Source organism: Pseudarthrobacter sp. HLT1-3, from assembly GCF_059383535.1.
Window position 1 is genome coordinate 1 of record NZ_JBWZCJ010000015.1, and the last position, 24,007, is coordinate 24,007.

At 65.1% G+C, this 24,007-nt stretch carries 19 protein-coding genes, 1 tRNA gene and 1 pseudogene; 10 read left to right on the top strand and 11 right to left on the bottom strand.

The window, feature by feature from the left end:
* Window positions 1–246: pseudogene (locus tag AC50X9_RS13490) on the top strand (hypothetical protein); the annotation flags it as partial.
* Window positions 247–285: 39 nt separating this feature from the next.
* On the opposite strand, the gene AC50X9_RS13495 reads toward AC50X9_RS13490, so the two are convergent.
* From AC50X9_RS13495 to AC50X9_RS13515, 5 genes are all read right to left on the bottom strand, one after another.
* On the bottom strand, window positions 286–702 hold the full coding sequence (locus AC50X9_RS13495) for a hypothetical protein (RefSeq protein ID WP_494894271.1): 417 nt from the start codon (window positions 700–702) through the stop codon (window positions 286–288).
* 162 nt (window positions 703–864) lie between these two features.
* Window positions 865–1,089, bottom strand: a complete 225-nt coding sequence (locus AC50X9_RS13500) for a helix-turn-helix domain-containing protein (protein WP_494894272.1) — start codon at window positions 1,087–1,089, stop codon at window positions 865–867.
* A complete protein-coding gene (locus AC50X9_RS13505) occupies window positions 1,089–1,727 on the bottom strand; it encodes a hypothetical protein (protein WP_494894273.1) in 639 nt (212 codons plus the stop codon). Before AC50X9_RS13505 ends, AC50X9_RS13500 begins: the two co-directional genes overlap by 1 nt.
* Before the next feature lie 173 nt (window positions 1,728–1,900).
* Entirely contained in the window at window positions 1,901–2,041 is a 141-nt protein-coding gene (locus AC50X9_RS13510) for a hypothetical protein (RefSeq protein ID WP_494894274.1), read from the bottom strand.
* Window positions 2,042–2,112: 71 nt separating this feature from the next.
* Entirely contained in the window at window positions 2,113–2,586 is a 474-nt protein-coding gene (locus tag AC50X9_RS13515; protein WP_494894364.1) for a MarR family winged helix-turn-helix transcriptional regulator, read from the bottom strand.
* Between the two features lie 106 nt (window positions 2,587–2,692).
* Between AC50X9_RS13515 and bcp the strand changes: the two genes are divergently transcribed.
* The 6 genes from bcp (at window position 2,693) to AC50X9_RS13545 (ending at window position 11,249) form a co-directional block, all read left to right on the top strand.
* Window positions 2,693–3,166: a thioredoxin-dependent thiol peroxidase gene (gene bcp, locus AC50X9_RS13520; protein WP_494894275.1), complete on the top strand. Its 474-nt coding sequence runs from the start codon at window positions 2,693–2,695 to the stop codon at window positions 3,164–3,166.
* 147 nt (window positions 3,167–3,313) lie between these two features.
* Window positions 3,314–3,395: transfer RNA gene (locus AC50X9_RS13525), tRNA-Leu, on the top strand.
* Between the two features lie 261 nt (window positions 3,396–3,656).
* A complete protein-coding gene (locus tag AC50X9_RS13530) occupies window positions 3,657–4,331 on the top strand; it encodes a fasciclin domain-containing protein (protein WP_494894276.1) in 675 nt (224 codons plus the stop codon).
* A 315-nt stretch (window positions 4,332–4,646) separates the two neighbouring features.
* The gene (locus AC50X9_RS13535) at window positions 4,647–6,305 is read left to right on the top strand and encodes an ABC transporter substrate-binding protein (RefSeq protein ID WP_494894365.1); all 1,659 of its coding nucleotides are present in this window, start codon (window positions 4,647–4,649) and stop codon (window positions 6,303–6,305) included.
* 79 nt (window positions 6,306–6,384) lie between these two features.
* Entirely contained in the window at window positions 6,385–7,887 is a 1,503-nt protein-coding gene (locus AC50X9_RS13540) for a malate:quinone oxidoreductase (RefSeq protein WP_494894277.1), read from the top strand.
* A gap of 86 nt (window positions 7,888–7,973) precedes the next feature.
* On the top strand, window positions 7,974–11,249 hold the full coding sequence (locus AC50X9_RS13545) for an efflux RND transporter permease subunit (protein WP_494894278.1): 3,276 nt from the start codon (window positions 7,974–7,976) through the stop codon (window positions 11,247–11,249).
* Between the two features lie 43 nt (window positions 11,250–11,292).
* On the opposite strand, the gene AC50X9_RS13550 is transcribed toward AC50X9_RS13545, so the two are convergent.
* From AC50X9_RS13550 to AC50X9_RS13565, 4 genes are all read right to left on the bottom strand, one after another.
* Complete coding sequence (locus AC50X9_RS13550; protein WP_494894279.1) at window positions 11,293–15,537, bottom strand: Pls/PosA family non-ribosomal peptide synthetase; 4,245 nt, start codon at window positions 15,535–15,537, stop codon at window positions 11,293–11,295.
* 103 nt (window positions 15,538–15,640) lie between these two features.
* Window positions 15,641–17,038 carry an aspartate kinase gene (locus tag AC50X9_RS13555; protein WP_494894280.1) on the bottom strand — a complete coding sequence of 466 codons (1,398 nt, stop codon included), beginning with the start codon at window positions 17,036–17,038 and terminating at the stop codon, window positions 15,641–15,643.
* A 214-nt stretch (window positions 17,039–17,252) separates the two neighbouring features.
* Window positions 17,253–18,524, bottom strand: coding sequence for a diaminobutyrate--2-oxoglutarate transaminase (gene ectB / locus AC50X9_RS13560; protein WP_494894281.1), 1,272 nt, complete (start codon window positions 18,522–18,524; stop codon window positions 17,253–17,255).
* Between the two features lie 330 nt (window positions 18,525–18,854).
* Complete coding sequence (locus AC50X9_RS13565) at window positions 18,855–19,547, bottom strand: M20/M25/M40 family metallo-hydrolase (RefSeq protein WP_494894282.1); 693 nt, start codon at window positions 19,545–19,547, stop codon at window positions 18,855–18,857.
* Window positions 19,548–19,911: 364 nt separating this feature from the next.
* On the opposite strand from AC50X9_RS13565, the gene AC50X9_RS13570 reads away from it, so the two are divergent.
* Together AC50X9_RS13570 and AC50X9_RS13575 are read left to right on the top strand one after the other, a co-directional pair.
* Window positions 19,912–21,042 (top strand): LLM class flavin-dependent oxidoreductase, encoded by a 1,131-nt coding sequence (locus AC50X9_RS13570; protein WP_494894283.1) that lies wholly within the window; start codon window positions 19,912–19,914, stop codon window positions 21,040–21,042.
* Entirely contained in the window at window positions 21,042–21,503 is a 462-nt protein-coding gene (locus AC50X9_RS13575) for a MarR family winged helix-turn-helix transcriptional regulator (RefSeq protein ID WP_494894284.1), read from the top strand. Before AC50X9_RS13570 ends, AC50X9_RS13575 begins: the two co-directional genes overlap by 1 nt.
* A gap of 25 nt (window positions 21,504–21,528) precedes the next feature.
* On the opposite strand, the gene AC50X9_RS13580 is transcribed toward AC50X9_RS13575, so the two are convergent.
* Entirely contained in the window at window positions 21,529–22,335 is an 807-nt protein-coding gene (locus AC50X9_RS13580; protein WP_494894285.1) for a transglutaminase-like domain-containing protein, read from the bottom strand.
* A gap of 75 nt (window positions 22,336–22,410) precedes the next feature.
* Complete coding sequence (locus AC50X9_RS13585) at window positions 22,411–23,235, bottom strand: hypothetical protein (protein WP_494894286.1); 825 nt, start codon at window positions 23,233–23,235, stop codon at window positions 22,411–22,413.
* An 82-nt stretch (window positions 23,236–23,317) separates the two neighbouring features.
* On the opposite strand from AC50X9_RS13585, the gene AC50X9_RS13590 reads away from it, so the two are divergent.
* Window positions 23,318–23,992: a DUF1684 domain-containing protein gene (locus AC50X9_RS13590; RefSeq protein ID WP_494894287.1), complete on the top strand. Its 675-nt coding sequence runs from the start codon at window positions 23,318–23,320 to the stop codon at window positions 23,990–23,992.
* Window positions 23,993–24,007: the final 15 nt, after the last annotated feature.

Here is a 24,007-nt window from a genome sequence, read left to right on the forward strand (position 1 = left end):
GGGGGGGGCTGCACCCCCGCCGCGGTGAACAGAAGCCCGGACGGCAATTGGCTGGTGCCGCAGTCACAGCCTTATCTGGTTCCGCCCGCAGGACCCACGTCTGTTTACGTTGAAGCGGTGTACCCGTCCGGTGCTCGCATCGACCGCGCGCTGCCCATCGTGACGGAGCCGACCGGAGAGTATCCCTTCGGGCGCGAGTGTGGAGGACCGGGCAAATTCAATCCGGTTCAGGTGCCGCTGGGCTGAAATCGGCTGTCCCGCGCGTTCCGGGCCTGGCGAGGCCGGTCAGGCGAATGCGTCCTGCGCGTGGGCGCGGATGGCTCCGATCACCGGAGCCGAACCCTGGGTGCGGTAAACATCGATCGGACGGGCACCCAGGTGCACGTTGGGGCTGCACATCCACATCATGGCCTGCGCCGGGGTGAAGGCACTGTGCAGATGGCACACGAGGGCATCCAGATCCGCCAACTGGAGTCGGCCGTTCGGGTCCGGCGCGTCCTGGCCCGCTGCCCAGCGATTCAGAAGTTCCACGCTGACCCCGAGGAGGGGTGCGGCGGCATCGGCGCCCATAGAATGTATGAGCCGGTCAGCGATGGCCTTTGGGCCATAGCCGGGAGCGTCCCGGAGCTCCGCCAGACTGGCGAAAACCGTGGTGGCAGAAATCGCCGGTTCTTCGGCGCCCGTGTCCTGTAGCTGTTCCATGACGCCATGCTAGGTATTTGCGTCCGCGGGAAGTAGGGCCGGACGGACCACCCTGAGGGCCGGCACGGACCTGACCGGTTCGCTATTCTGCAAAGCTGCCCAACTGCTCTGGAATTCGGATAATTCTGCGGCAAATTTAAGACTCAGTCATCTGCTCAACGGTCAGTGCCGCACGTTCACCAGCAGCTCGCCCACCTGACAGTCCAGCGCCTCGCAGATCGCCGTCAGTGTGGAGAATCTGATCGCCTTCGCCCGGTCGTTCTTGAGCACCGACAGGTTTACTAGACTTACGCCGACCCGCTTACTGAGCTCCGTCAGGGTTAAGCCCCTTGCCGCCAGGAGTTCATCGAGGCGGCAGTGAATATCGCATGCGTCATCTGCCGGCATCAGACCAGACCCTCCGTGTCTTTCTGCAGACGGCGGCCGTACTGGAAGACACCGGCGACCAGCATCAGGACCATGCCCAGCATCAACGGTGCGATGTTGAAGTCGGCCGTGAAGCTGTAGGACGCCCCTGTGGGGCGGGCGTTGGCCCCTATCACTTCTGCCAGATTGCTGCGCGCGATGGCGTCAAGGATCTGCCCTACATTGCCGGCCAAAACGAGGACGGCGCCGCAGGAACCGACGATCCGCGCGGATCCAGGAGTGAACAGAATCTCGCTCCGGAGCCTGTGGGCCAGCAGGAAAACCAGGGTCAGAACGGCCAGGATGCCGATCTGATTCAAGGATCCCGCCCAGACCAGAAGCGCTGCGGGGCCGGGGGGAAGGGCCAGAACGGTGGCCTCAACAGCCGTGAAGTGTCCCGTCACTCCCGGTATCAGACCCGTGGCGGTGTGATGCGCCGTGGACACCGGAAGCACCAGCGTCACAGGCCCGCTTGAGTACCCGATGAGACCGGAGACAGTCATCACGGTCGTGAGGAGGGCAGCGGCCAACGACGTGATCATGAGCAGGACAGCGTCCGCTCTGGAAACGACCTTCTTGCCGCCGCTCTGCGGCCGCGCTCCAGCGTTCGACAGTTTCATCGGTTCCCCATGTTTATCGACATTCGTTAATAACGACAGTCGATAAGATACCCGGACCCTCCGCCGCTGGTCAATGGGGTCCCTTCGGGTTGTTGCAGTTGGGTCCAAGACTCGCGGGATCAGATCCCCCGCGACACTGGCGATCCGGGTGCGGACCGCTGCGGCGGGTTAGTTCAGGAACCTCGCTGGGCTGCAACTGCCAGCTGGAAGTGGATGGGCAGCGCCAGCTGGACCGGGGACGCGCCGACGGGCTCGTCGAGCAGCTCGTTGATCGAGGTCTGCCCGTCCAGCTCAACAGTCGGCTTCGCGTCCATCCCACGAGCCTATGTGCGGTGCGCGTCAGTGCAGGTGATTGACACGGGGCCCGTGAAAGCTTCGGGAAAGCCTAGTTGGCCTCGACCGAAAGGCCGGGTTCCGCAGAGGTGACGATAGCCTTCACGGCCGGGGCCGAAATCCGGGTCGCCAGTTCGCGGACGACTGCTTGAAGCTCTTGCCTGAGCACATCCGGGTCGATGGAGGCGGCGGCGAGCACCGAGCGTTCCATGTCCGCTGCCTCCGCCACGGCCTCGCGGCCCCGGTCCGTCAACGACACGACGTGGCTGCGCCGGTCAGAGGCGCTCCGCTGCCGGGAGATGTGTCCGTGTGCTTCCAGCCGGCTGAGGGTCTTTCCCATGGTCTGCGCCTGGACGCGCACCAGCTGGGCCAGTTGGGCCTGTGTCATCGGTCCGTTGACGGCGAGCACTTCCATGGCGATGACCCCGGCATGGGTTAGGCCAATGGCCCCCAGCTTCTCGTTCCAGGAGTGTTCAACAAGGCGTGCTGCCGTGGACAATAGGCGCCCAGTGGGCCAGCGATCCATATCAGGCATACCAACGAGTATAGCGAGCGAAGGATTCGGCGCCCGCATCGACGCTCAGTAGGCTTGGGATATCGAGATCCGAGACCCCTCCGAGAAGGAGCACAACGTGCCTGAACGACTCATCCCCGGCGACCCAGCCCCGGCATTCACTCTCAAGAATTCCGAAGGGGTGGAGGTCTCCCTCACGGACTTCCGCGGCCGGAACACAGTGGTCTACTTCTACCCGGCGGCGTCCACCCCCGGCTGCACAAAGCAGGCCTGCGATTTCCGGGATTCCCTGGCCTCCCTGCAGCAGGCCGGTTACGAGGTGGTCGGCGTCTCCCCCGACCGGGTAGAAAAGCTCGCCAAATTCGCGGCCGCGGAAGGCCTTACCTTTCCCCTGCTCTCGGACCCGGACCACTCCGTCGCCGGGGCCTACGGAGCTTGGGGGGAGAAGAAGAACTACGGCAAGACGTACGAAGGACTCATCCGATCCACAATCGTCGTCGACGCCGACGGGACGGTCGCCGTCGCGCAATACAACGTCCGGGCCACCGGGCATGTCGCCAAACTCCGCCGGGACCTCAAGGTCGGCGCCTAGACACGCAATCGGGGACTTCCGGTGCCGCCGCTAAAAAGCCGGGCGGGCATCCGCCGATTTGAAGGTCGCCGTACCGCGCGCTGCGAAATGTACAATGGAGCCTGGCATCCGCCCTCAACGGTCCTACGACCTTTTGAGCAACGACGCGCGCGAGTGGTGAAATTGGCAGACACGCAGGATTTAGGTTCCTGTGCCTTCGGGCGTGGGGGTTCAAATCCCCCCTTGCGCACTAAGAGAGAGCCCCGGTCTTTGGACCGGGGCTCTCCTCATTTAACGCCGCGGCCGTCGCATGCCGCCGCCCGGAACACCGGAATAGCCGGCCAGATTCCAGCGATCGAAAAGAATTCCCATCCCTTACCCATCCGTCTCCCCGGACCTCCCGAATACCCATTGAGACACCAACCAAGGGTCGGTGCCCGACAAGTCAGAAAAGGGCCGGTGCGGCACTAGCGCCGCTGGCCAAGCTCGGCACAACAAGGGAGAAACCGAAATGCAGAACATCAAGCGCACGACACTTTCCGTTGCAGGTATCGCTGCTGCAGCCATGCTCAGCCTCACTGCGTGTGGCGGATCCGCCACCACAGCACCCGCTTCCTCGGCCCCGGCGTCCACGCCGATGGAAACGAGCATGGCTCCGTCGCCATCGACCAGCTCGGCAGCGGCCATGGATCCGGCGGCCAACCTCGTCGGTTCCGGTTGCGCTGCCTACGCAGCCCAGGTCCCCAGCGGCGCCGGCTCCGTCTCCGGAATGGCCCTCGACCCGGTAGCGGTCGCGGCGTCCAACAACCCGATCCTCACCACCCTGACCGCCGCTGTTTCCGGCAAGCTCAACCCGAAGGTCGACCTGGTGGACACCCTCAATGGCAGCGAGTTCACTGTTTTCGCGCCGGTTGATGACGCTTTCGCCAAGATTGATGCCGCCACGATCGAAACGCTGAAGACGGACGATGCCCTGCTCAGCAAGATCCTGACCTACCACGTTGTTCCCGGCCAGCTGAGCCCGGACGAGATTGTGGGCACGCACACCACGGTCCAGGGCGGTACCGTCACGGTGACCGGGACAAAGGACGCCCTCAAGGTCGATGACGCTGGTGTCATTTGCGGCGGCGTGAAGACGGCAAACGCCACTGTCTACATGATCGACTCCGTCCTGATGCCCAAGTAGGCAGCACTGAACGCTCCTGCTCAGGTTCCAGCCTGACTCACTGGACCATCCGGGAGAAACGAAGGCCCGCACCCCTGGTGCGGGCCTTCGTTTGTGTGCGGCCGGTCCGCCGCCTCCGGATCAACGCGCTGGCCCACCGGCCCAAAACCGGCCCGGACTCTGGCGGGCTGGCTCACAGCGATCGTCCGGGCAGGTCAACTAGAATGGGCCTGTTCCGCAGCCGGCGGTCAATCCAGTCCCCGAGGTGATTCCCGAGTGCCCAGAAGTACAGTGACCAGCCGTACCGTGCGCCCAGGCACGGTCCGAACCCGTGCAGTGCGCCGCATTGCCGCCGGTATCGGTGCCGTGCTCCTGGTGCTCCCGCTTGCCGCGTGCACCGGCACCCCCGGGCCGGGCCCCGCCTCGGCGACCGCTTCGGGCAGCCCCACCGGCGCCGCCCCCAGCGCCGTCTTCACCTTCGGCACCGCATCGCAGCCCCTTGGGTTGGATCCGGCCGTCGTCTCCGACATCGAGTCATACCGGATTACCCGCCAGGTGCTGGAAGGACTCGTCGGTGTCGACCAGACCACCGGGGAACCCACGCCGCTGCTGGCGACCGAATGGAACACGAGCGATGAAGGCCGCGCCTATACCTTCAAACTCCGCGACAAGGTGTCCTTCCAGGACGGAACGGCCTTCGATGCGGCCGCCGTCTGCAGCAACTTCGACCGCTGGTTCAACTTCTCCGACACGCTGCGGAAGCAGGCTGCCGGGACCACGTTCAAGGGCGTGTTCAAGGCACACGCCGACCAGGCGTCGCTCTCCATCTACAAGGGCTGCACAGCGCTGGCGCCGGACAACGTCAGGATCGCGCTGACCCAGCCCTTCACGGGGTTCCTGCAGGCCCTCACCCTGCCTGCCTTTGCCATCTCCTCACCCCAGGCCCTCGCGTCCCAAAACGCCAACGAACTGAACCAGACCCGTGACGGCCAGCCCGTCTCCGCCTACGGGCTCCACCCGGTGGGAACCGGGCCATACGCCTTCAGCTCCTGGGACCCGGGCACCATCACGCTCTCCAGCAACAAGGACTACTGGGGGGACAAAGGCCAGATCGGCACGATCAATTTCGTCACCTACGATCACGCCCAGACCCGGATGCAGGCCCTGTTCGATGGCAAGATCGACGCCTACGACGCCGTGACCGCCGGCAACTTCGACCAGCTCGTGAAACGCGGTAAGCAGATCATCCAACGGGATCCCTTCTCCGTTATGTATTTGGGCATGAACCAGGAAGTGCCGATCCTGCAGAACCTCAAGGTCCGCCAGGCCATCGAAATGGCGCTGGACAAGGACACCCTGATCCGCAGCTTCTTCATTGACAACACCGCCCAGGCGACCCAGTTCGTCCCGCCCAAGCTCAGCGGCTTCAACAACAACGCCCCGTCCCTGGGCCACAATCCGGCAAAGGCCAAGGAGCTGCTCGCCGAGGCGGGCTACCTGGGCGAGGAACTGAAGTTCTACTATCCGCTGAACGTCACCCGGCCATACCTGCCGACGCCGGAGAAGGTCTACGCGGAGATCAGCAAGCAGCTGACCGCCGTCGGACTAAACATCAAGCCGGTGCCGGTCGAATGGTCTGAGGGCTACCTTCAGCAGGTCACCTCCCCCGGCGACCATGCACTGCATTTGCTGGGCTGGAATGGTTCCTATTCGGACCCGGACAACTTCGTGGGTCCGCTTTTCGGCGAGAACACCGGCGAGTTCGGCTTCCAGGACCCGCAGGTCTTTTCCAAAATCGCCCGGGCGCGCGGGCTGCCCGAGGGCAAGGAACGGACCGAGCAGTACCAGACCATCAACGCGCAGATCGCCGCCACGGTCCCGGCTGTGCCGATTGCGTTCCCGATCTCGGCGCTGGCGTTGTCGGACCGGGTGCTGAAGTATCCGGCGTCGCCGGTCCTCAATGAAGTTTTCACAAAGATCGAGCTGAAGCCTTGACGGGGGGAGCCAATTTCAGTATGCGGCGGGTGCGGGGATATTCTGTGACAGCCAGACCCGCTGCTATCGGAGACTGATTGTGACTTTCATTTCCAAGACCCAACATGCCGACGTCGTCCTGATTGGCGGCGGCATCATGAGCGCCACGCTTGGTGCTTTCCTGAAGCAGCTCGAGCCGAACTGGACGATTTCCCTGTTCGAGAAGCTGGATGAGCCGGGCCTGGAAAGCTCCGGCCCCTGGAACAACGCCGGCACCGGCCATGCCGCGCTGTGTGAGCTTAATTATTCCCCCGCCGCCAAAGACGGCTCGGTGGACCCCGCCAAGGCAATCCTCATCAACGAGCAGTTCCAGTTGTCCCGCCAATTCTGGTCCCACCTCGTCACGAACGGCCAGATAGGCTCCCCCAAGGGCTTCATCAACACCGTTCCGCACATGAGCTTCGTGATCGGCGAGGACAACACCAGGTTCCTGCGCACCCGCTACGAGGCACTCAAGCCGAACCCGCTGTTCCGCTCGATGGAGTACTCCGAGGACCACGCCCAGATCGCCAAGTGGGCACCGCTGATCGTCAAGGGCCGCGACCCGAAGCAGCGGATCGCCGCCACCCGTGCCCCGGAAGGCACCGACGTCGACTTCGGTGCGCTGACCCGGGAACTGACCACCTACCTCGGGAACAACGGCGTCGAGGTCAACTACGGCCACGACGTCTCCGGCATCAAACGCGCGTCCGACGGCGGCTGGGACCTGGCGCTCAAGCACCCCCAGTCCGGCGAGCACGGATCCATCCACGCGAAGTTCGTCTTCGTGGGCGCCGGCGGCGGGGCCCTGCACCTGCTGCAGGCCTCCGGCATTCCGGAGAGCAAGGGCTATGGCGGTTTCCCGGTCTCCGGCCAGTTCTTCCGCTGCACCGACCAGACGCTGGCGTCCCAGCACAACGCCAAGGTCTACGGCCAGGCCTCCGTCGGCGCCCCGCCCATGTCCGTCCCGCACCTGGACACCCGCTACGTCGACGGAAAACGCTCGCTGCTTTTCGGCCCGTACGCCGGTTTCTCCACGAACTTCCTGAAGAACGGCTCTTACCTGGACCTGCCGCTGTCCATCCGGCCCTCCAACATCATTCCGATGCTGGCCGTGGCCAAGGACAACATGGACCTCACCGCCTACCTGGTCAAGGAAGTAGCCAAGCGGCACGGCGCCAAGGTCGAGGCCCTGCGGGAGTACTACCCGGCGGCGCAGGACGGCGACTGGGAACTCATTACTGCAGGCCAGCGTGTACAGATCATCAAGAAGGATCCGAAGAAGGGCGGCGTGCTGCAGTTCGGCACCGAAGTCATCGCCGGCCGCGACGGATCCATCGGGGCCCTGCTCGGCGCGTCCCCGGGCGCGTCCACGGCGGTGCCGATCATGATCGAACTGCTCCAGAAGTCCTTCCCGAAGCAGTTCAAGGGCTGGCAGTCCCGGTTCAAGGAAATGATGCCCGGCTACGGCATCAAGCTCAACGAGAACCCGGACCTTGCCGCGCAACTCGAGGCCGACACGGCCAAGGCACTGCAGCTCGAACCGGTCACCGCGCGCAACTAGGGCCCGCTCCGGGTTGGGCAGGTTCGACCGCTTTGCGGGCTTGATCCCTCGGAAGTACGTCCGTCGACCCATCAGGAGACCATCAGATGTTCCTGCTTGCAAAGCTTTCACTGGCCAACCGGGCCCTGATCGCGCTGGTGACCGTCTTCGCGTCGGTCTTCGGCGTGATCACGATGTCCTCGCTCAAACAGGAACTCATACCCTCCATCGAGTTCCCGCAAATCACGGTGCTCAGCTCGATGCCCGGGGCCTCTCCGGAAGTGGTGGACAAGCAGGTCAGCAGCCCGCTGGAGACGGCGCTCAAGGGCGTTGAAGGCCTGGAGTCGACGTCGTCCACCTCCCGCAACGGCGTCTCCCAGATCAGCCTGGTGTTCACCTATGGGTCCAACCTGGACCGTGCCCGGAACCAGATCGACCGGGCCATCTCCAACGCCAAACGGTCGTTGCCCGACGACGTCCAGCCGCAGGCAATCGCCGGCAGCATCAGCGATTTCCCGATTGTGTTCCTCGCGGTTTCCTCCGACAAGCCCCTCAGCGAGCTGAACGCCGATCTTGCCCGGCTCACCGTGCCGCGGCTGCAGAAGCTCGACGGCGTCCGTGGCGCCGACGTGACCGGCGGCGCCACCCAGCACATCAAGATCCTCCCCCGCCCGGCGGCCATGGCCGACGCCGGAACGAGCATCCAGTCCATCAGCGAGGCGCTGAAGAACAACGGTGCACTCGTTCCGGCCGGCACCATCGAAGAGCAGGGCAAGACACTTTCGCTGCAGATCGGCAGCCCGGTCGATTCGCTCGACGCCATCAAGGCGCTCCCGTTGGGCGGCGCCAAAAACGCCGCGACCATCGGCAGCGTCGCGGACGTCAGCATTATCGAAGACGCCCGCACCTCGATCACCCGGACCAACGGCAAGGAAACCCTCGCCCTGTCCGTCACGAAGAAGCCCGAAGGTGACACCGTGGGCATCTCGCACGCGGTGAAGGCCTCCATCCCCGAGCTCGAGGCCGAACTCGGCTCCAACGCCCGGTTCACGCCGATCTTCGACCAGGCGCCGTTCATCGAAAAGTCCATCAAGGACCTCACCACGGAAGGCCTGCTGGGCCTGGGCTTCGCCGTTGCGGTGATCCTGCTGTTCCTGATGTCCGTCCGCGCCACCCTGGTCACGGCGGTGTCCATCCCGCTCTCGCTGCTGATCACTTTCATCGGACTGTCGGCCACCGGCTACTCCCTGAACCTTCTGACCCTTGGCGCGCTGACGATCGCGATCGGGCGCGTCGTGGACGACTCCATCGTGGTGATCGAGAACATCAAGCGGCACCTGAGCTACGGCGAGGCGAAGATCACCGCGATCCAGACCTCCATCCGCGAAGTCGCCGGCGCCATCACGGCGTCGACCCTCACCACCGTGGCCGTCTTCCTGCCGATCGCCTTTGTGGCCGGGCTGGCCGGCGAGCTGTTCCGGCCGTTCGCGCTGACGGTCACCATCGCGCTGCTGTCCTCGCTGCTGGTCTCTTTGACCATCGTTCCGGTGCTGGCGTACTGGTTCCTGCGCAACCCCGCCCGCAAGGCGGGCACAGCCGGGGAAGCCACCGCCCCGTCAGCCTCTGCGCGGGACATCGCGGCGAAGGCGTCCGAGGCAGAGCAACGCACCGTGCTGCAGCGCGGCTACGTCCCCATCCTGACCAAAACCCAGAAACACCCGGTAGTGACGCTGGTCGCGGCCCTGCTGGTCCTCGGCGGCACGGCGGCCATGACTCCGCTGCTGGCCACGGACCTGCTGGGCAGCTCCGGCGAAAACAGCATGACCGTCCGGCAGGCGCTCCCCGCCGGCACCAGCCTGGCCGAGGCCAGCGCCTCGGCCGGGAGGGTCGAGCAGGTGCTGCTGGGAATCGACGGCGTCAAGGACGTCCAGGCCACCACAGGCAACGCGCAGACCGGCTTCTCCGCACTGCTGTCGGCCGGGGCCTCGAACTCCAGCTTCACCGTCGTCACCGAGGAAAAGGCAAACCAGGGCAAACTCAAGGACACCGTCCGCAGCGAACTTGCCCGGATCCCCGATTCCGGCAAGATCACCGTGGGCTCGCAGCAGGGCGGCTTTGGCACGTCCTCGACCGTGGACATCACGCTCAAGGCCGCCACCACGGCCGACTTGCGGACCGCGAGCGACGCCATGGTCCAGGCAATGGACGGCGTCCCCGGCTCCTCCGAGGTGGCCACCAACCTGGCCGCCAGCCAGCCGGTGGTCCAGGTGAAGGTGGACCGTGCCAAAGCCGTCGCCGCCGGCCTGAGCGAGGAACAGGTGGCCGGCGTGCTCGCCTCCACCATCGGCCCCGTCCCGGCCGGCACCGTACGCATCGACACAAACGATTACCCCGTCCGCATCGGTGAGGGCACCCGCTTCACCAGCATCGACGCCGTCCGACAGACCCCGCTGCCGACGGCGGCCGGCCCCGTGCCGCTGGCCAGCATCGCCGCCGTGGAGCAGGTCGACGTTCCCGTCTCGATTACCGCCAGCAACGGCCAGCGCACCGCCCGCGTCTCCGTCACGCCGTCGGGCGCCAACCTGGGGGCGGTCAGCACCGAAGTGCAGGCCCGGCTCAAGACCGTCCAGCTGCCGCCCGGCGTCACGGCAGAAATCGGCGGCGCCACGACCCAGCAGGCCGAGTCCTTCGCCCAGCTGGGCCTCGCCCTGCTGGCGGCCATCGCGATCGTCTACGTCATCATGGTGGCCGCGTTCAAGTCCCTTATCCAGCCGCTGATCCTGCTGGTCTCGGTGCCCTTCGCGGCCACCGGCGCCATCGGCCTGCTCCTCGTCACCGGAGTGCCGCTGGGCCTCCCCTCGCTGATTGGCATGCTGATGCTCGTCGGCATTGTGGTGACGAACGCCATTGTGCTGATAGACCTGATCAACCAGTACCGCCAGCCGCGGAACGGCGAACCCGGAATGAGCGTGGCGGACGCGATCACACACGGCGCCCGGCAGCGTCTCCGGCCGATCCTGATGACCGCGCTGGCCACCGTTTTCGCCCTGACGCCGATGGCGCTGGGCCTGACCGGCGGCGGTGGCTTCATCTCGCAGCCGCTGGCGATCGTTGTAATCGGCGGGCTGATCTCGTCAACCGCCCTCACCCTCGTCCTGGTGCCGGTGCTGTACCGCCTGGTGGAGGGGCGTCGCGAGCGGAAGGCCCTGGCCAAGGCCGCTGCCGGTCTTGGTGCGGGTGGCGGCGCCGGTACTAGTGTCGGTACGAATGCCTGCGCGATGTCCGCCCCGGCCCGTGGCCGCCGCGCAGCGCCCGGTGCCGTTCCCGATGACTTCCCGGACGATGTTCCCGACGACGCACGCGTCCCGACGGGTTCGCATTAGCCTTCGCCGGACCTGGGAGCCGGCCAGCGCCGATAGGTGCCGGTCAGCGCCGGACTGCCTTGTGACGGTGTGGCGTGTGCTCGCCGCGGCCCACCCTCGTCGTCGCCTGCGACCGGTGGGCCGCCGGCAACGATGATGCCCGATGGCGGGGCCCGCCGCCCAGGGGTGCGGGGCGCAGTTCGCTCTGCCGGGAGCTGACTTCACGCGCCGGGTTCCCCACGTAGGCTGTATTTTCCGGCACGTCTTCGCCCTTCATCAGGAACGCGTCGGCCTCAAGGGTCGTGCCGTCGCGCATGGTCACCCCGTAGTGCACGAAGGCCTCGACACCGACGGTGCAGCGGTCGCCCAGGACAATGTAGCCGGTCTTGAAGGTTCCGTCTTCGAGGGAATGGCCCTGCAGGACGGTTCCTTCGTTCAGCGCGCAGTCGTCGCCGATCGTCACCAACGTCTTTTCCGGTATGCCGCAGCCGGCATCGTAGAGCCGCCTGCCAACTTTGACGCCCAGTATCCGCATGAAGAAGGACTTGAAGGGAGTTCCGCCGAAGGGCGCTCCGGTCAGGAGCTTCCAGAGCAGTTCGTGCCGCCAGAAGTAGCGGTCGTAGATGGAACAATATTCGGGTTTCAGCGGGCGGAAGGCCATGACCGACCGCTCCACGAGAATTGAGAAGAAGATGCTGAACAGCATGAAGCCGAGCATTGTGAGGGAAATCGCCAGCACTCCGATGTAGCCGTGCGCCGTCACGGCGATGCCGCCGCTGAGGGTAGCGGCATAGATCAGGAACCACCGAAGGGTCAGGAACAGTGCCATGCTCTTGATGTTGTACCGGTTCTTGGCCGGGAGCAGCCGGTTTTTCGCCTCCTCGAGCTTGAGATCATCAAACTGCGCGTCACGCTGCACGGAGCGGGGAATTTCGAACGGGGGCGCTCCGAGCAGGCCCACGTCGGAACGGATGGGCCCGTCGATGGGAATCATCACCTTTGTGCCCAGCAGGCAGTTCTCCCCGACCCTGGCTCCGATCGGAAAGGTGATGTCGTTGCCGAGGAAGTTGCGGCCGGCGATGCTGATGCGTGACAGGCGGAACGACGTACTCGAAAAGTCGGCGTTCATCATGTTGAGGCCGTCTGACGCCATCGTTCCCGATCCCACGTTGCTCAGGAACGGCGACTCGTGCGCCACCGCCGGACCGAAGTTCGATCCGGTCTGCACCACTTTGCCCAGGTCGTAGCCGAGGGCCTGCAGGTAGTGCACGATGTAGGAGCTGTCGCCGAAGAGGTTCTTGTAAATGCCGGCGTTGGAGATGCCCGCCATCATCCGTTGCAGGGAATAGTGCACTCCGTACAGCGGATAGACCTTGTCCGGCTTGAGGAAGAGGTTCAGCAGCCGAGGGACACCGAGGACAAAGATGAGCCCGCCGATGAGGCTGGAAAGGAACATGATCAGTGTCACGGCAGCCACATCGACAAAGAACGCGAAGGCGCCCAGCTGCAGGTGCCCGGTGTCGAGGTAGGAGGGCAGTAACGAGGCCAGTCCGAGAATGAACACTGGAACAACCAGGACAAGGCGGTTGAACAACTGCAGCAGGCTGAAGATCACCCGTCGGCGGGTGCTGCAATTCACGGCGGGAACCCGCCGGTAGTTGGTACTGGTGCGTTCGGCGGGAGAACCATGCCAGCTTTGTCCGTCAGGTACTGCCTGGGGTGTCAGCAGTGCCGAGGCATGTCCCAGCTGGGTATTGTTTCCCATCGACGTGCCGATGTCGAAGGTGGTCTTCTCCGAGACAAGGACGTTGCTGCCCAGAGTCACCGGCCCCTTCTCGAGGACTCCCGGAAGTGCCCGGTAGCAGAGGAAGAAGGAGTTCTTGTGGATCACGGTGTTGTCGCCAATGGTGAGCAGGTCCGTGCACACCGGCAACGTCCGGGAGAAGATCACCACCCCTTTGCCGATCTTTGCCCCCAGGAGCCGCAGGTACAGCACATAGATCGGTGATCCGGCAAAGAGCACGAGCGGGTTTGCCCGCGTCAGGATCTTGACCGCCCAGAACCGGAGGTAGGCCATGCTCCAGATCTGAATCAGGCCCGGCTTCCACCTTCCCACCAGGATCCATTTCGCGAGGATGGGCGTCAGGGAAAGGATGACGAAGGTGGCGGCGCCGAAACCGATGGATCGTAGCCATATTTCGAAAGGGCCGGTTCCCCCGGATGCCCACTCGAAGCCGAAGACCAGCAGCCAGGCCACGTACATGGTGTAGCCCAGGAAAACCAGCAGTTGGATCGCCCCGCAGAGGGCGTACTGGAAGGAGCTGACCCGTGGCATCGATGCCGGGGGTTCATTGTCACCCGCGGGTAGGGCGGGCGTCAGTTCAGCTTCACTGCGCCTGGCTTGAAGACACTCGGCCAGCTGCCGCACTGTTGGATGCTTGTAGACGTCCTGCATGGCGGCTGGCGGCAGCCCGGTTTCCTTTCGGACGCGGGCACAGAAGTGGGCCATCAGCAGGGAGTCGGCGCCCAGGTCATTGAAGAAGTGCGCATCCGTGGATACGTTATCAAGACCCAGCACGGCCCCCAGCTGATCCGCGAGTTCTTTCTCGGACTCCGTGGCCGGGGCGGTGTAGGATCCGTTGCCGGCCAGGCTGAGCCGGTTTGTCGGCTGGGGCAATCGCTTCCGGTCCACCTTGCCGCTGGCCATCATGGGCATGGACTCAAGCTCTTCGAAATAGGCCGGCACCATGTATCCGGGAAGCCTGGTGCGGAGCATCTGCCGGATTTCCCGCGCATCGATGGTCGCGATGTCCTGCCGGAGCGTGAAGTAGGCGGCCAGCTCCACGGTTCCGCGTTCCGGCGCAAAGGTCTGGACCACCGCCTGCGCGATCCCCGGAAGCTGGAGCAGGAATGATTCGATTTCGGTCAGCTCGATGCGGTAGCCGCGAATCTTGACCTGGGTGTCGATCCGCCCAAAGTATTCGATCTCCCCCGAGACGTTGATCCGGCCCAGGTCCCCGGTGCGGTAAATCCGGCCGGAGGGATTGTTCCCGATCCCGAGGAAATCCGGGATGAACGCCTGCTCCGTCAGATCCGGGCGGTTGACGTAGCCCCGTGCCAAGCCCACGCCCGCGAGCCCGATCTCCCCGGATTCCCCGGCCGGCAATGCGCGGGATTCGTTGGGGTCGAGGATGACAGCAGAGTAGGTGGGCAGGGGTACTCCCAGCGACACCGGCCGGTCGGGGTCAAGGAGCGTCCAGGTGGCCGTCACGGTCGCCTCGGTGGGCCCGTAGACGTTCAGGAACCGACGGCCGGGTCGGTGCCAGCGCGTGACCAGATCCTTGGGGCAGGCCTCCCCCGAGACGAGCAGGAAACGCAGTCCGGGCACGTCCTCGTCGATCGTCGCCAGAAGCGTAGGGACACAGCAAAGCGCGGTGATGCTTTTGTCCAGCAGGAATTCAGCAAGCTCGCCCCCCAGCAGGCTGGGTCCGACCGGTCTGGGCACCAGCGTTGCCCCTGCCATCCACGAGACCCAGATCTCCTCCACGGAAAAATCGAAGGCGATCGTCATTCCCTGGTAGACCCGGTCGGTGGCCTCGATGCCGTAGTGTGCGGCCGCTACCCGGACAAAATTGCAGATACTGGCGTGCTCCACGGCCACGCCCTTCGGCCGTCCGGTAGAACCTGAGGTGTAGATGATGTAGGCCAGTTCATCTTTCTTCCCGCCCATCTCGGCAGCATTCAGCCGGGCGGGGTCCTCCGCGTCGATGTGGGCCTGCACATGGTCCACGCACACCGTCTGGGCAGCGACTTCAGGCAGCAGGTCCTTCAGATGTGACAGGGACAGAACCATGGCCACATCGGCGTCCTCCACAATGTATTTGAGGCGGTCAGGGGGGAACCCCGGGTCCAGCGGCACATAGGCAGCGTGGATCTTGAGCACGGCAAGCATGGCGACGTAAGCCCGCCACGGCTGATCGAACAGCAGCGCGATGCGGTCTCCGGGGCGGGCACCGCAATCCAGGAGGTGTCGGGCGAGCTGATTCGCCCGCTTATCCAGCTCCAGGTAGGTCAGGACGACATCACCCGTGTCCACAGCGATCTGGCCGCTCCGCCCTTCGTCACGCAACCGGTCACAGCGTTCCTCGAACAGCTGGTCCAGGCGTTCGCCCTGATGCCAGCGTGCGGCCTGGTCCGGAGCGGCCGACGTGAGGAAGGTGCCCTCCACCGCACCGCCGTCGGTCAGGATCTTGCCGCGCAGCTCAGCGGGCGTGGTATCGCCGCTGTGTACCCGTATCTTCTTACTCATGGAATGCCTTCTTCGCCTGATGTGACGTGTCCCGGAGGAGCTGCTGTTTCGACGAGAGACCGGTCCGGACGGCCGGGCCTCGCACGTGATGTTTTGGCTGCTGTCAGCCGCTCCGCGAGGCGGTGCTCGGTGCCAATCCCTTGAGGCCATGGCCCCAGCGGGTGTCGCCGTGCAGCGTCCCGCCGGGGTCCGAGGGCGGCACTGACGGTGCAGCATCGCCGGCCACTGGGGTCATGCCAAACGCCAGTCGGACGGCGCGCTCGGCATCCGGCAGCAGTTCGGCGCGGGTGATCGCGGCGACATAGGTCTCCGAGATTTCGACCAGATCGACGTCAATGCCGGCTTCTGACAGGGTCCACAGGAACGTGCAGACGACGTCCGGCGAGGAACGCATGCCGACGCCGGTAACTGACACCCTGCCGACCTCTCCGAGGTGCAGCAGGCCCTCGAATCCTATGGTCTCCTGGGCAGCACCCAGCACGGCGAGGGCGGGGGACGCCTCCGGTGCCGGGACAATCAGGGCAACGTCGGAGCGCCTGGAACCTGAACCTGCCGCACTTTGGACGATTGTCTGGACGGTGACGCCCGAGCCCGAAAGCACCTGGAACAGGCGCGCCATGCTGTCCGGTGCGTCGGGAACTCCGACAACCACGACTTTCACCGCCGAGTTGACTCCGCCCACGCCGGTCACGACGGGTTGCTCCCTTACGGGCTTGCGGAATGGGTGGCGGTCAAGGCCGGGCAGGATCAGCGTTCCAACGTCCGGCACGAACGAGGAGCGCACATGGATCGGAATGCCGAAGCGGCGGGCGTATTCAACACACCTCAGGTGCAGCACCTTGCATCCGGACGCCGCGAACTCCAGCATGACCTCGCTCGAGAGGACACCGATCTTCCGGGCCCTCGGGACGATCCGGGGGTCCGCTGTGTAGACCCCGTCGACGTCCGTGTAGATCTCGCAGATGCCGGCGCCCAGCGCCGCGGCCAGGGCAACCGCGGTAAGGTCCGAGCCGCCCCGTCCCAGGGTGGTGACCCGCTTTCCTTTGTTCGTCCGCCCTTGAAACCCCGCAACTATCGGGACCTCGCCCCGGGCCAGGGAGGTGCGGATGCGGTCGGGTCTGACGTCGGTGATCTGGGCTTTGCCATGCACACCGTCGGTGATAAGGCCCGCCATGCTGCCCGTGAACGTGACGGGCGCGAGGCCAAGATCCGACAGCGCGATGGCCAGCACGGCCGATGAGATGAGTTCGCCCGTGCTCAGTAGGGCATCCAGGTCGCTGGCACGCGGCCGGAGCGAAACTGCTGCAGCCAGGTCGCACAGTTCATCGGTGGTGTCGCCCATAGCGGAGACAACCGCTACGACCTGGTAGCCGTTCTCCCGCGTCATCGCGATCCGCTCGGCCGCACGTAGGATGCCCGCCGGATCTGCCAGGGACGAGCCGCCGAACTTCTGCACGATGATGCTTCCCCGGGGAGTCGGCGCGTCCCGTTCATCTAGCACGAGCCGGGGCCCAATCGTCCGGCCGGCGAGGTCCGTTGACCCACCGGGTAGTTCGGAGTCGTCCCGGACCCGGCAACGGGATGCCGCGATGCGGGGGCGCCTGCCGCGCTGAAAACATGCTGGTTATCCGCTGCTGCCTTTTGGCTGTTCATTTACCGTTCCTAATGATCTGATCGGTCGCTTCTGGCTGGCTAAATTCCCTCTGCACCAATCACTAGGCAATGGATTTCACCGTGACCTTCCCGCCGGCCACAGACTCGGCCGCGTCAGCAAGAATGTCGAGACCTTTCAGCAGCTCCGCGGGTTCTATCGTCAGCGCCGGCATCGTTTTGAGGACTTCACCGTCCGGCCCGGAGGTTTCCACCAGGAGGCCGCGAGCGAATGATTCGACGGCGATCTTCCCTGCCAGCTGATGGTCGGGGTAGTAGACGCCCGCCAGAAGACCACGTCCCCGGACAAGGGCACCGTCGGTACCCGCCGCAATCTGAGTGAGTCCCGCGTGCAATTGCGCGGCCAGCCCGGCGACTTTGGACTCAAATTTCCGGTCCTGCCAGTAATGCTCGAGGGCGGCGGTTCCCGTCACAAACGCCGGGTTGTGTCCCCGGAATGTCCCGTTGTGCTCGCCGGGCTTCCAGATGTCCAGCTCCGGTTTGAAGATCGTCAGGGACAGGGGCAGCCCGAATCCCGATATGGACTTGGACAGGCAGACGATATCGGGGGTGATGCCGGCATCTTCAAAACTGAAGAAGGTCCCCGTTCGGCCGCATCCTGCCTGGACATCGTCAACGATGAGCAGGATGCCGTGCTGGTGGCACAGTTCGGCCAGGCTCCGCAGCCAGGAGGCCCGGGCGGCCCGGAGTCCTCCCTCGCCCTGGACGGTTTCCACGATGACGGCGGCTGGTTTGTCGACGCCCGAACCGCTGTCTTCCAGCGCCTGTCGGAGCCACGGAAAGTCTGTCGACGGGCCGTCCAGGAATCCGTCGTAAGGCATGCTGGACGTGTTCGTCAGCGGGACCCCTGCCCCCTCGCGCTTCATTGAATTGCCCGTTACGGACAATGAGCCAAGGGTCATTCCGTGGAAGGCATTCGTAAAGCTGATGACATGTGTCCTGCCGGTGACTTTTCGAGCCAGCTTCAGGGCGGCTTCCACCGCGTTTGTTCCGGTCGGGCCAGGAAACATCACTTTGTAGTCATAGTTGCGGGGCTTCAGGATCAGCTCGTGGAATGTTTCCAGGAAGCGCCGTTTGGCAACCGTTTTCATATCAAGGGAATGGACGATTGCTCCGGAGAGAAGGTATTCCACCAGCGGCCGAAGCAGGTCCGGGTTGTTGTGTCCGTAGTTCAGTGCCCCTGCGCCAGAGAAGAAATCAAGATAGTCCCTGCCGTCCTCGCTGTAGAGGGTGCTGCCGGAGGCGCGGTCAAAAACGGTGTCCCAGGTCCGGCAGTACGTACGAACTTCTGATTCCAGGCTTTCGAAAATATCCATCTGTATTTTTCCTTCGTTCTTTCCCCAGCCGTAGTGCGGCTTTAGACATCCGGAAAACGGTCACGGTGAGAGAACTGCCGCGGCGCAAAGTCGCAGTCGAAGGTGTGACCGGTGATAACTCCAAGCTAGGGAAATCCGGTAACTTCGGGATCCGTAGGCCGTACTCTAAAATGCTGAAGCACTTCCGGCCGGGTCTACTTGGCTGTACTCACACCAAAGTTTCGGTCAATCAAGTAGTCGGGCAAGTACCCGGGTTTCCATCTCTGCAGCCGGCCGCCCGGGTGCCTGGAACGGATGACGAGGGGCGCGACACCCCCGCTGTTGGGACATTCAGCCGCGGGCGGCGGTGGCGTAGGACGCGGCGGCGTAGGCCAGCGCGGCGGACATTTCCTTGAGCAGGTCCGTGTCGGTGTTGCTGATCGTGTCGCAGGCCTTGTGGTAGCAGGAATCGAGGACCTTGCCGGCCGTGCCGCCGAAGGACTGCACCTGGGCCCGGGACTTCTTTTCCACGTCGCCGCTGAACAGCCCGCCGCCGGGAATGCCGGCCTGCAGGAACGCGTCGTAGTCGGAGCCGCCGTCAAAGGGCGTGGTTTCCGCCGGCAGCGAGTTCTCCTGGAAGAACCGGAAAAAGACGTCCTCGATCTGCCTCGAACCCGACGGGCCGGCGTGACCGAAATCCGAGCCGTCGCCGTCATGTATGGACCGCACCCCGTTCGGGGAGGCGAGCATGTCCACGTTCAGGTTCACCGCGGTCTGGGCCTTCCCGGCCTGGCCCAGCTCATCGACGTAATGCTGGGAACCGTACAGGCCGTCCTCCTCCGCGCCCCAGAACGCAAACCGGACCCGGTTCGCCGGGGTGAACCCGCTGTCCTTCATCCACCGGGCGATCTCCAGCATCGCCGCGATCCCGCTGCCGTTGTCGTTGATCCCCGGCCCTTCCCGCACGGAGTCCAGGTGGCCGCCCACCACCACGGTGTTCCCGGCATCGCCTGCGGTATCGGCCAGGATGTTGAAGCTCTCCACCTGCTTGCGGCTCTTTCCCTCGCCGCGGAAGCTGAAGGTCTGCCGGACCGGGGTGTACCCCGCGGCGCGCAGCTGCTCCTCGACGTAGCGCGCGGAGGCCTCATACCCGGAGNGGACGCCGTGCAGCCCGACACTGCCAGGCTGATCGCAAGCAGGGCTGCGGCCGCGGCGCTTCCAAGCCTTTTCGTCATGTGGGTATCCTCCTGGCTACGAACATAACGCTCCGGCCGTTGCAGAGAAAGGTGCACGGGCGCGGGAATATTCGGACGTGGGGCACGTTATATCCGGCAATAGATGCAAACGCATCTAACTCGGCTATACTGTAAACAGCTCCCGGAACACTCCGGCCACGGAAAGGCACATCATGCAGATCGGCGTATTCAGCGTCAGCGACATCACCACCGACCCCACCACGGGCCGAACGCCCACGGAGCACGAACGGATCAAGGCGTCCGTGGCGATCGCCAAAAAGGTCGAGGAAATCGGGATGGACGTCTACGCCATCGGCGAGCACCACAACCGTCCCTTCTTCTCCTCCTCCCCCACCACCACGCTGGGCTACATTGCCGCGCAGACAGAGCGCATCATCCTGTCCACGGCAACGACCCTGATCACCACCAATGACCCGGTGAAGATCGCGGAGGACTTCGCCATGCTCCAGCACCTGGCCGACGGCCGGGTGGACCTGGTCCTGGGCCGCGGCAACACCGCCCCCGTCTACCCCTGGTTCGGCAAGAACATCCAGGACGGAATCGAACTCGCAATCGAGAACTACAGCCTGCTGCGCCGCCTCTGGGACGAGGACACCGTCAACTGGTCGGGCAAGCACCGCACTCCGCTGCAGAACTTCACCTCCACACCGCGCCCGCTCGACGGCGTCGCCCCCTTCGTGTGGCACGGTTCGATCCGCACGCCGCAGATCGCCGAAGTCGCTGCCTACTACGGCGACGGCTTCTTCGCGAACAATATCTTCTGGCCCAAGGAGCACTACCAGCAGCTGATCGGCCTTTACCGCGAACGCTACGAGCACTACGGCCACGGCAAGGCCGACCAGGCAATCGTGGGCCTCGGCGGACAGTTCTTCATGCGGAAGAACTCGCAGGACGCCGTCAAGGAGTTCCGCCCCTACTTCGACAACGCCCCGGTCTATGGCCACGGCCCATCGCTCGAGGACTTCACCTCGCAGACCCCGCTGACCGTCGGCAGCCCGCAGGAAGTGATCGAGAAGACGCTGAGCTTCCGTGAATACTTCGGCGATTACCAGCGGCAGCTGTTCCTGATCGACCATGCCGGCCTGCCGCTGAAGACCGTGCTGGAACAGTTGGACCTGTTCGGCGAAGAGGTCCTGCCGGTGCTGCGCAAGGAATACGCCGAGAAAACCCCGGCCCATGTCCCCGAACCGCCCACCCATGCCGGACGCGTCGCCGCATCCCTGGCCGCGGCCGGGCAGACCTCCGGTGAGAAGGCCGGCACCGCCGGCAGCAAGAGCGTGTGATGTCCGCCAAGACCAGCGAGTCGCCGGTGCGCCTGGCCGCGGAAACCTGGGAATCCCTGTTCCGCGCCCAGGTGGCGGTCATGCGCAGGCTGCAGTCCAGTCTCGCCTTCAAGACCCTGCCCATCAATGAGTACGACGTATTGTTCACGCTCTCGCGCTGTCCGTCCGGATGGCTGCGCCAGAACGAGCTCAACGACCACGTGCTGCTGAGCCAGTCCAGCCTCAGCCGGCTGGTGGAGCGGCTCGAAAAGCGCGGTCTCGTCGAGCGCAGGCCGGCGCCCGACGACGGCCGCGGCGTCCTGGTCAGGCTCACCGAGTCCGGCCGGGAGCTGCAAAAACAGATCGGCCGGGAGCACCTCCGCGACATCGCGACCCTGGTGGGTCCGGCGCTGACCCCGGCCGAGCAGCGGGAGCTGGTGCGTCTGACTGAGAAGCTGCGGGCCTCGGTGGCAGCGCGCTGACCCGCGGCGTGTCAACCGGTGGCGGCTACTGGAGCGCGACGAGCTGCGCCGGGTCCTCGTCCGGCAGGGCGCCGTCAACGACGGCGGTGACCTGGAGCTGCGTCAGCGACAGGCTGCCGCCAACTGTCGAGAGGAAAGCGGTATCCGACGAGTCCCGTCCGGCAGTGATCCGCAGCATACTCTCCCGCGGCGCCAGGCCGGTGGGATCGATGATGTGCCAGGCGCCGTTGACGTGGGCCTCGGCCACGGCGTGGAAGTCCATCGGGCTCAGTCCCGGGGCATAAACGGCGGCCAGCCGGGCCGGCACATCCTTCGCGCGCAGCAGTGAGATGGCCAGGTGGGCGAAGTCGCGGCAGACACCGCGGCGCTGCAGCAGGGTCTCGACCGCGCCGTCGGTCCCCCGCGAGGATCCGCTGATGTAGCGCAGCTCGTTGAAGACCCAGTCGCGCACGGCGTGCAGCAGCTCAGTACCGTGCAGGCCGCCGAATTCCGCGTAGGCGGTCGGCAGGAGCAGGTCGGACTCGGCGTATCGGCTCGGCCGGACGTAGCGGATGAGGTCCATCAGCCGTGGTTCCTCCGGCACCGCGAATCCGGTGGCGGTGGCCGTATACTCCACCAGCACGTCCGAGGGTTCAGCGAATTCCATGTAGTGGAAGCGGCCGCCGTGGTGGTCCGAAAGCTCGGTCAGCGGCACATCGGTGCCGCCGGCGGTCACGGACAACGACTCCACGAAGGCGCTGTAGCCGGGGTTGCGGGCCACGGCCACCGCCAGCGCGACTTTGGTGTCGGCCACGGTTTTGAAGGCCAGGCGGGTGGCTACAGAGCGTTCCATGTTTCTCCGGGGTGTGAGGGTAACAGCGGGTAAAGAGACCGTCCCCCGTCCCGGAGGTGTGCGGGCGGAGCGGGACTAGTTTTTGATCTTCAGAGACATTAGCATCCGCTGGACGTTGGCGAAGTCGGAGCCTTCGCTGACGTATTTGGCCGCCTGGTCGAGGGTGTCGAACACCTTGGCCGGTGCAACCTTCTCGTCCGGGGCGAACGCCTTCAGCTCCGTCAGGTCAGCGAAGGAGTAGTCCCCCCTGCCTTCCGGGCCACGGACCAGGTTTTGCAGCGCGCAGGAGGTTCCGGCTGTGCCGCCGACGATGTTGGTGATGCCGTAGGAGCCAAAGTACTTGTAGCCCTGGATCGCCCGGAACACCACGTGCGGCTCGATGGTGCCGTCCCCGCCGCGATGCGGCAGCTCCACCGGAACGCTGCTGAGCACGACATACGGTTTCGCCGCGTCGTCCGCGCAGGCCGCGGCGGGCCGCGAGGGGAGTCCGGTCTGCAGGGTGGCGAGGTACCCGCCCTGGGCGTCTTTGACCTCGACCTTAAGGGCGCCCGTCAGGGTTCCCTGCTCCGGGGCCACCGACTGGGCGATCCACTCCTGCGGCAGCTCAAAACTGATGGTCCTGGCCGGATCGGTGAAGACCTTCCAGACGGCCGCCGTCGAGCCGGGTTCCGACGTTCCGGAGGCGGTGGACCCCGGTGTGGCGGCTGTCGGGGTGCCGCCTGCCGTTGGTTCCGCGGTCGCGGCACTTCCGCTTGGGCCCGGGCCGGTGTCCGCCGTCCACGCGGGGGTGCCCTTGTTGTCGCTGCTGCAGCCCGACAGAGCGGCCGCTGTGAGCACCACCGCAGTGGCGATCCGGAGGCCGCGGGCGGCCGTCCGCCGGAAAGTGCCCGTCCCATTCATGGTGCCAGCGTAGCGGGACTTCAAGCCGCCCGGCGGCCGCGGGGCAGCGTTTCGCCGAGGGAAAGCGGGCTACGCTGGGGACATGGCGGATCAGGATATTGACTCCACGGACATTGGGGCCCAGGACAGCGTGGCGGACATCTCCGCCGTCGACATCGCGGACTGGCGGCTCCGGACCTTCGCGCTCTACGCCGATGTGCGCAAAATCGCGGCGGAGGAACCAGCCGAGGCGCATTCCTACTGGCGCCAGGAGCGGGACCGGATGTTCGGCACGCACCCTGCTTCGCCGCTGACGGCGGAGGCGAAGTCCAGTTTCGGCGGCCTCAAGACGGCGGACTACGATCCGATCTACCGTTTCCACATTCCCATCACGGGTGAGGGCGCGGGCAGGGAGATGACCGTGGAAACCGGGACGGACGGTGTGGTCCGGTTCGTCCGGCTCGGCACATTCGATCTGCCGGAGCTGGGCCAGCTCGCCGTGTGGAAGCTCCATGGTTACGGCGGCGGCCTCTTCGTGCCGTTCCGTGATGCCACGGCCGGGCAGCCCGGCGGCAGCTACGGCGCGGGCCGTTACCTGCTGGACACGATCAAGGGCGCCTTCCACGGTGTGCGCGGGTCCGGCCCGGAGGCGGAGTTCGTCATTGACTTCAACTTTGCCTATAACCCGTCCTGCGCCTACAACGAGGCGTGGGCCTGCCCCCTCGCCGGACCCTCCAACCGCCTGGCCGTCGAGATCCCTGTCGGCGAACTGTACTGAGCCGGTGGACGCCCA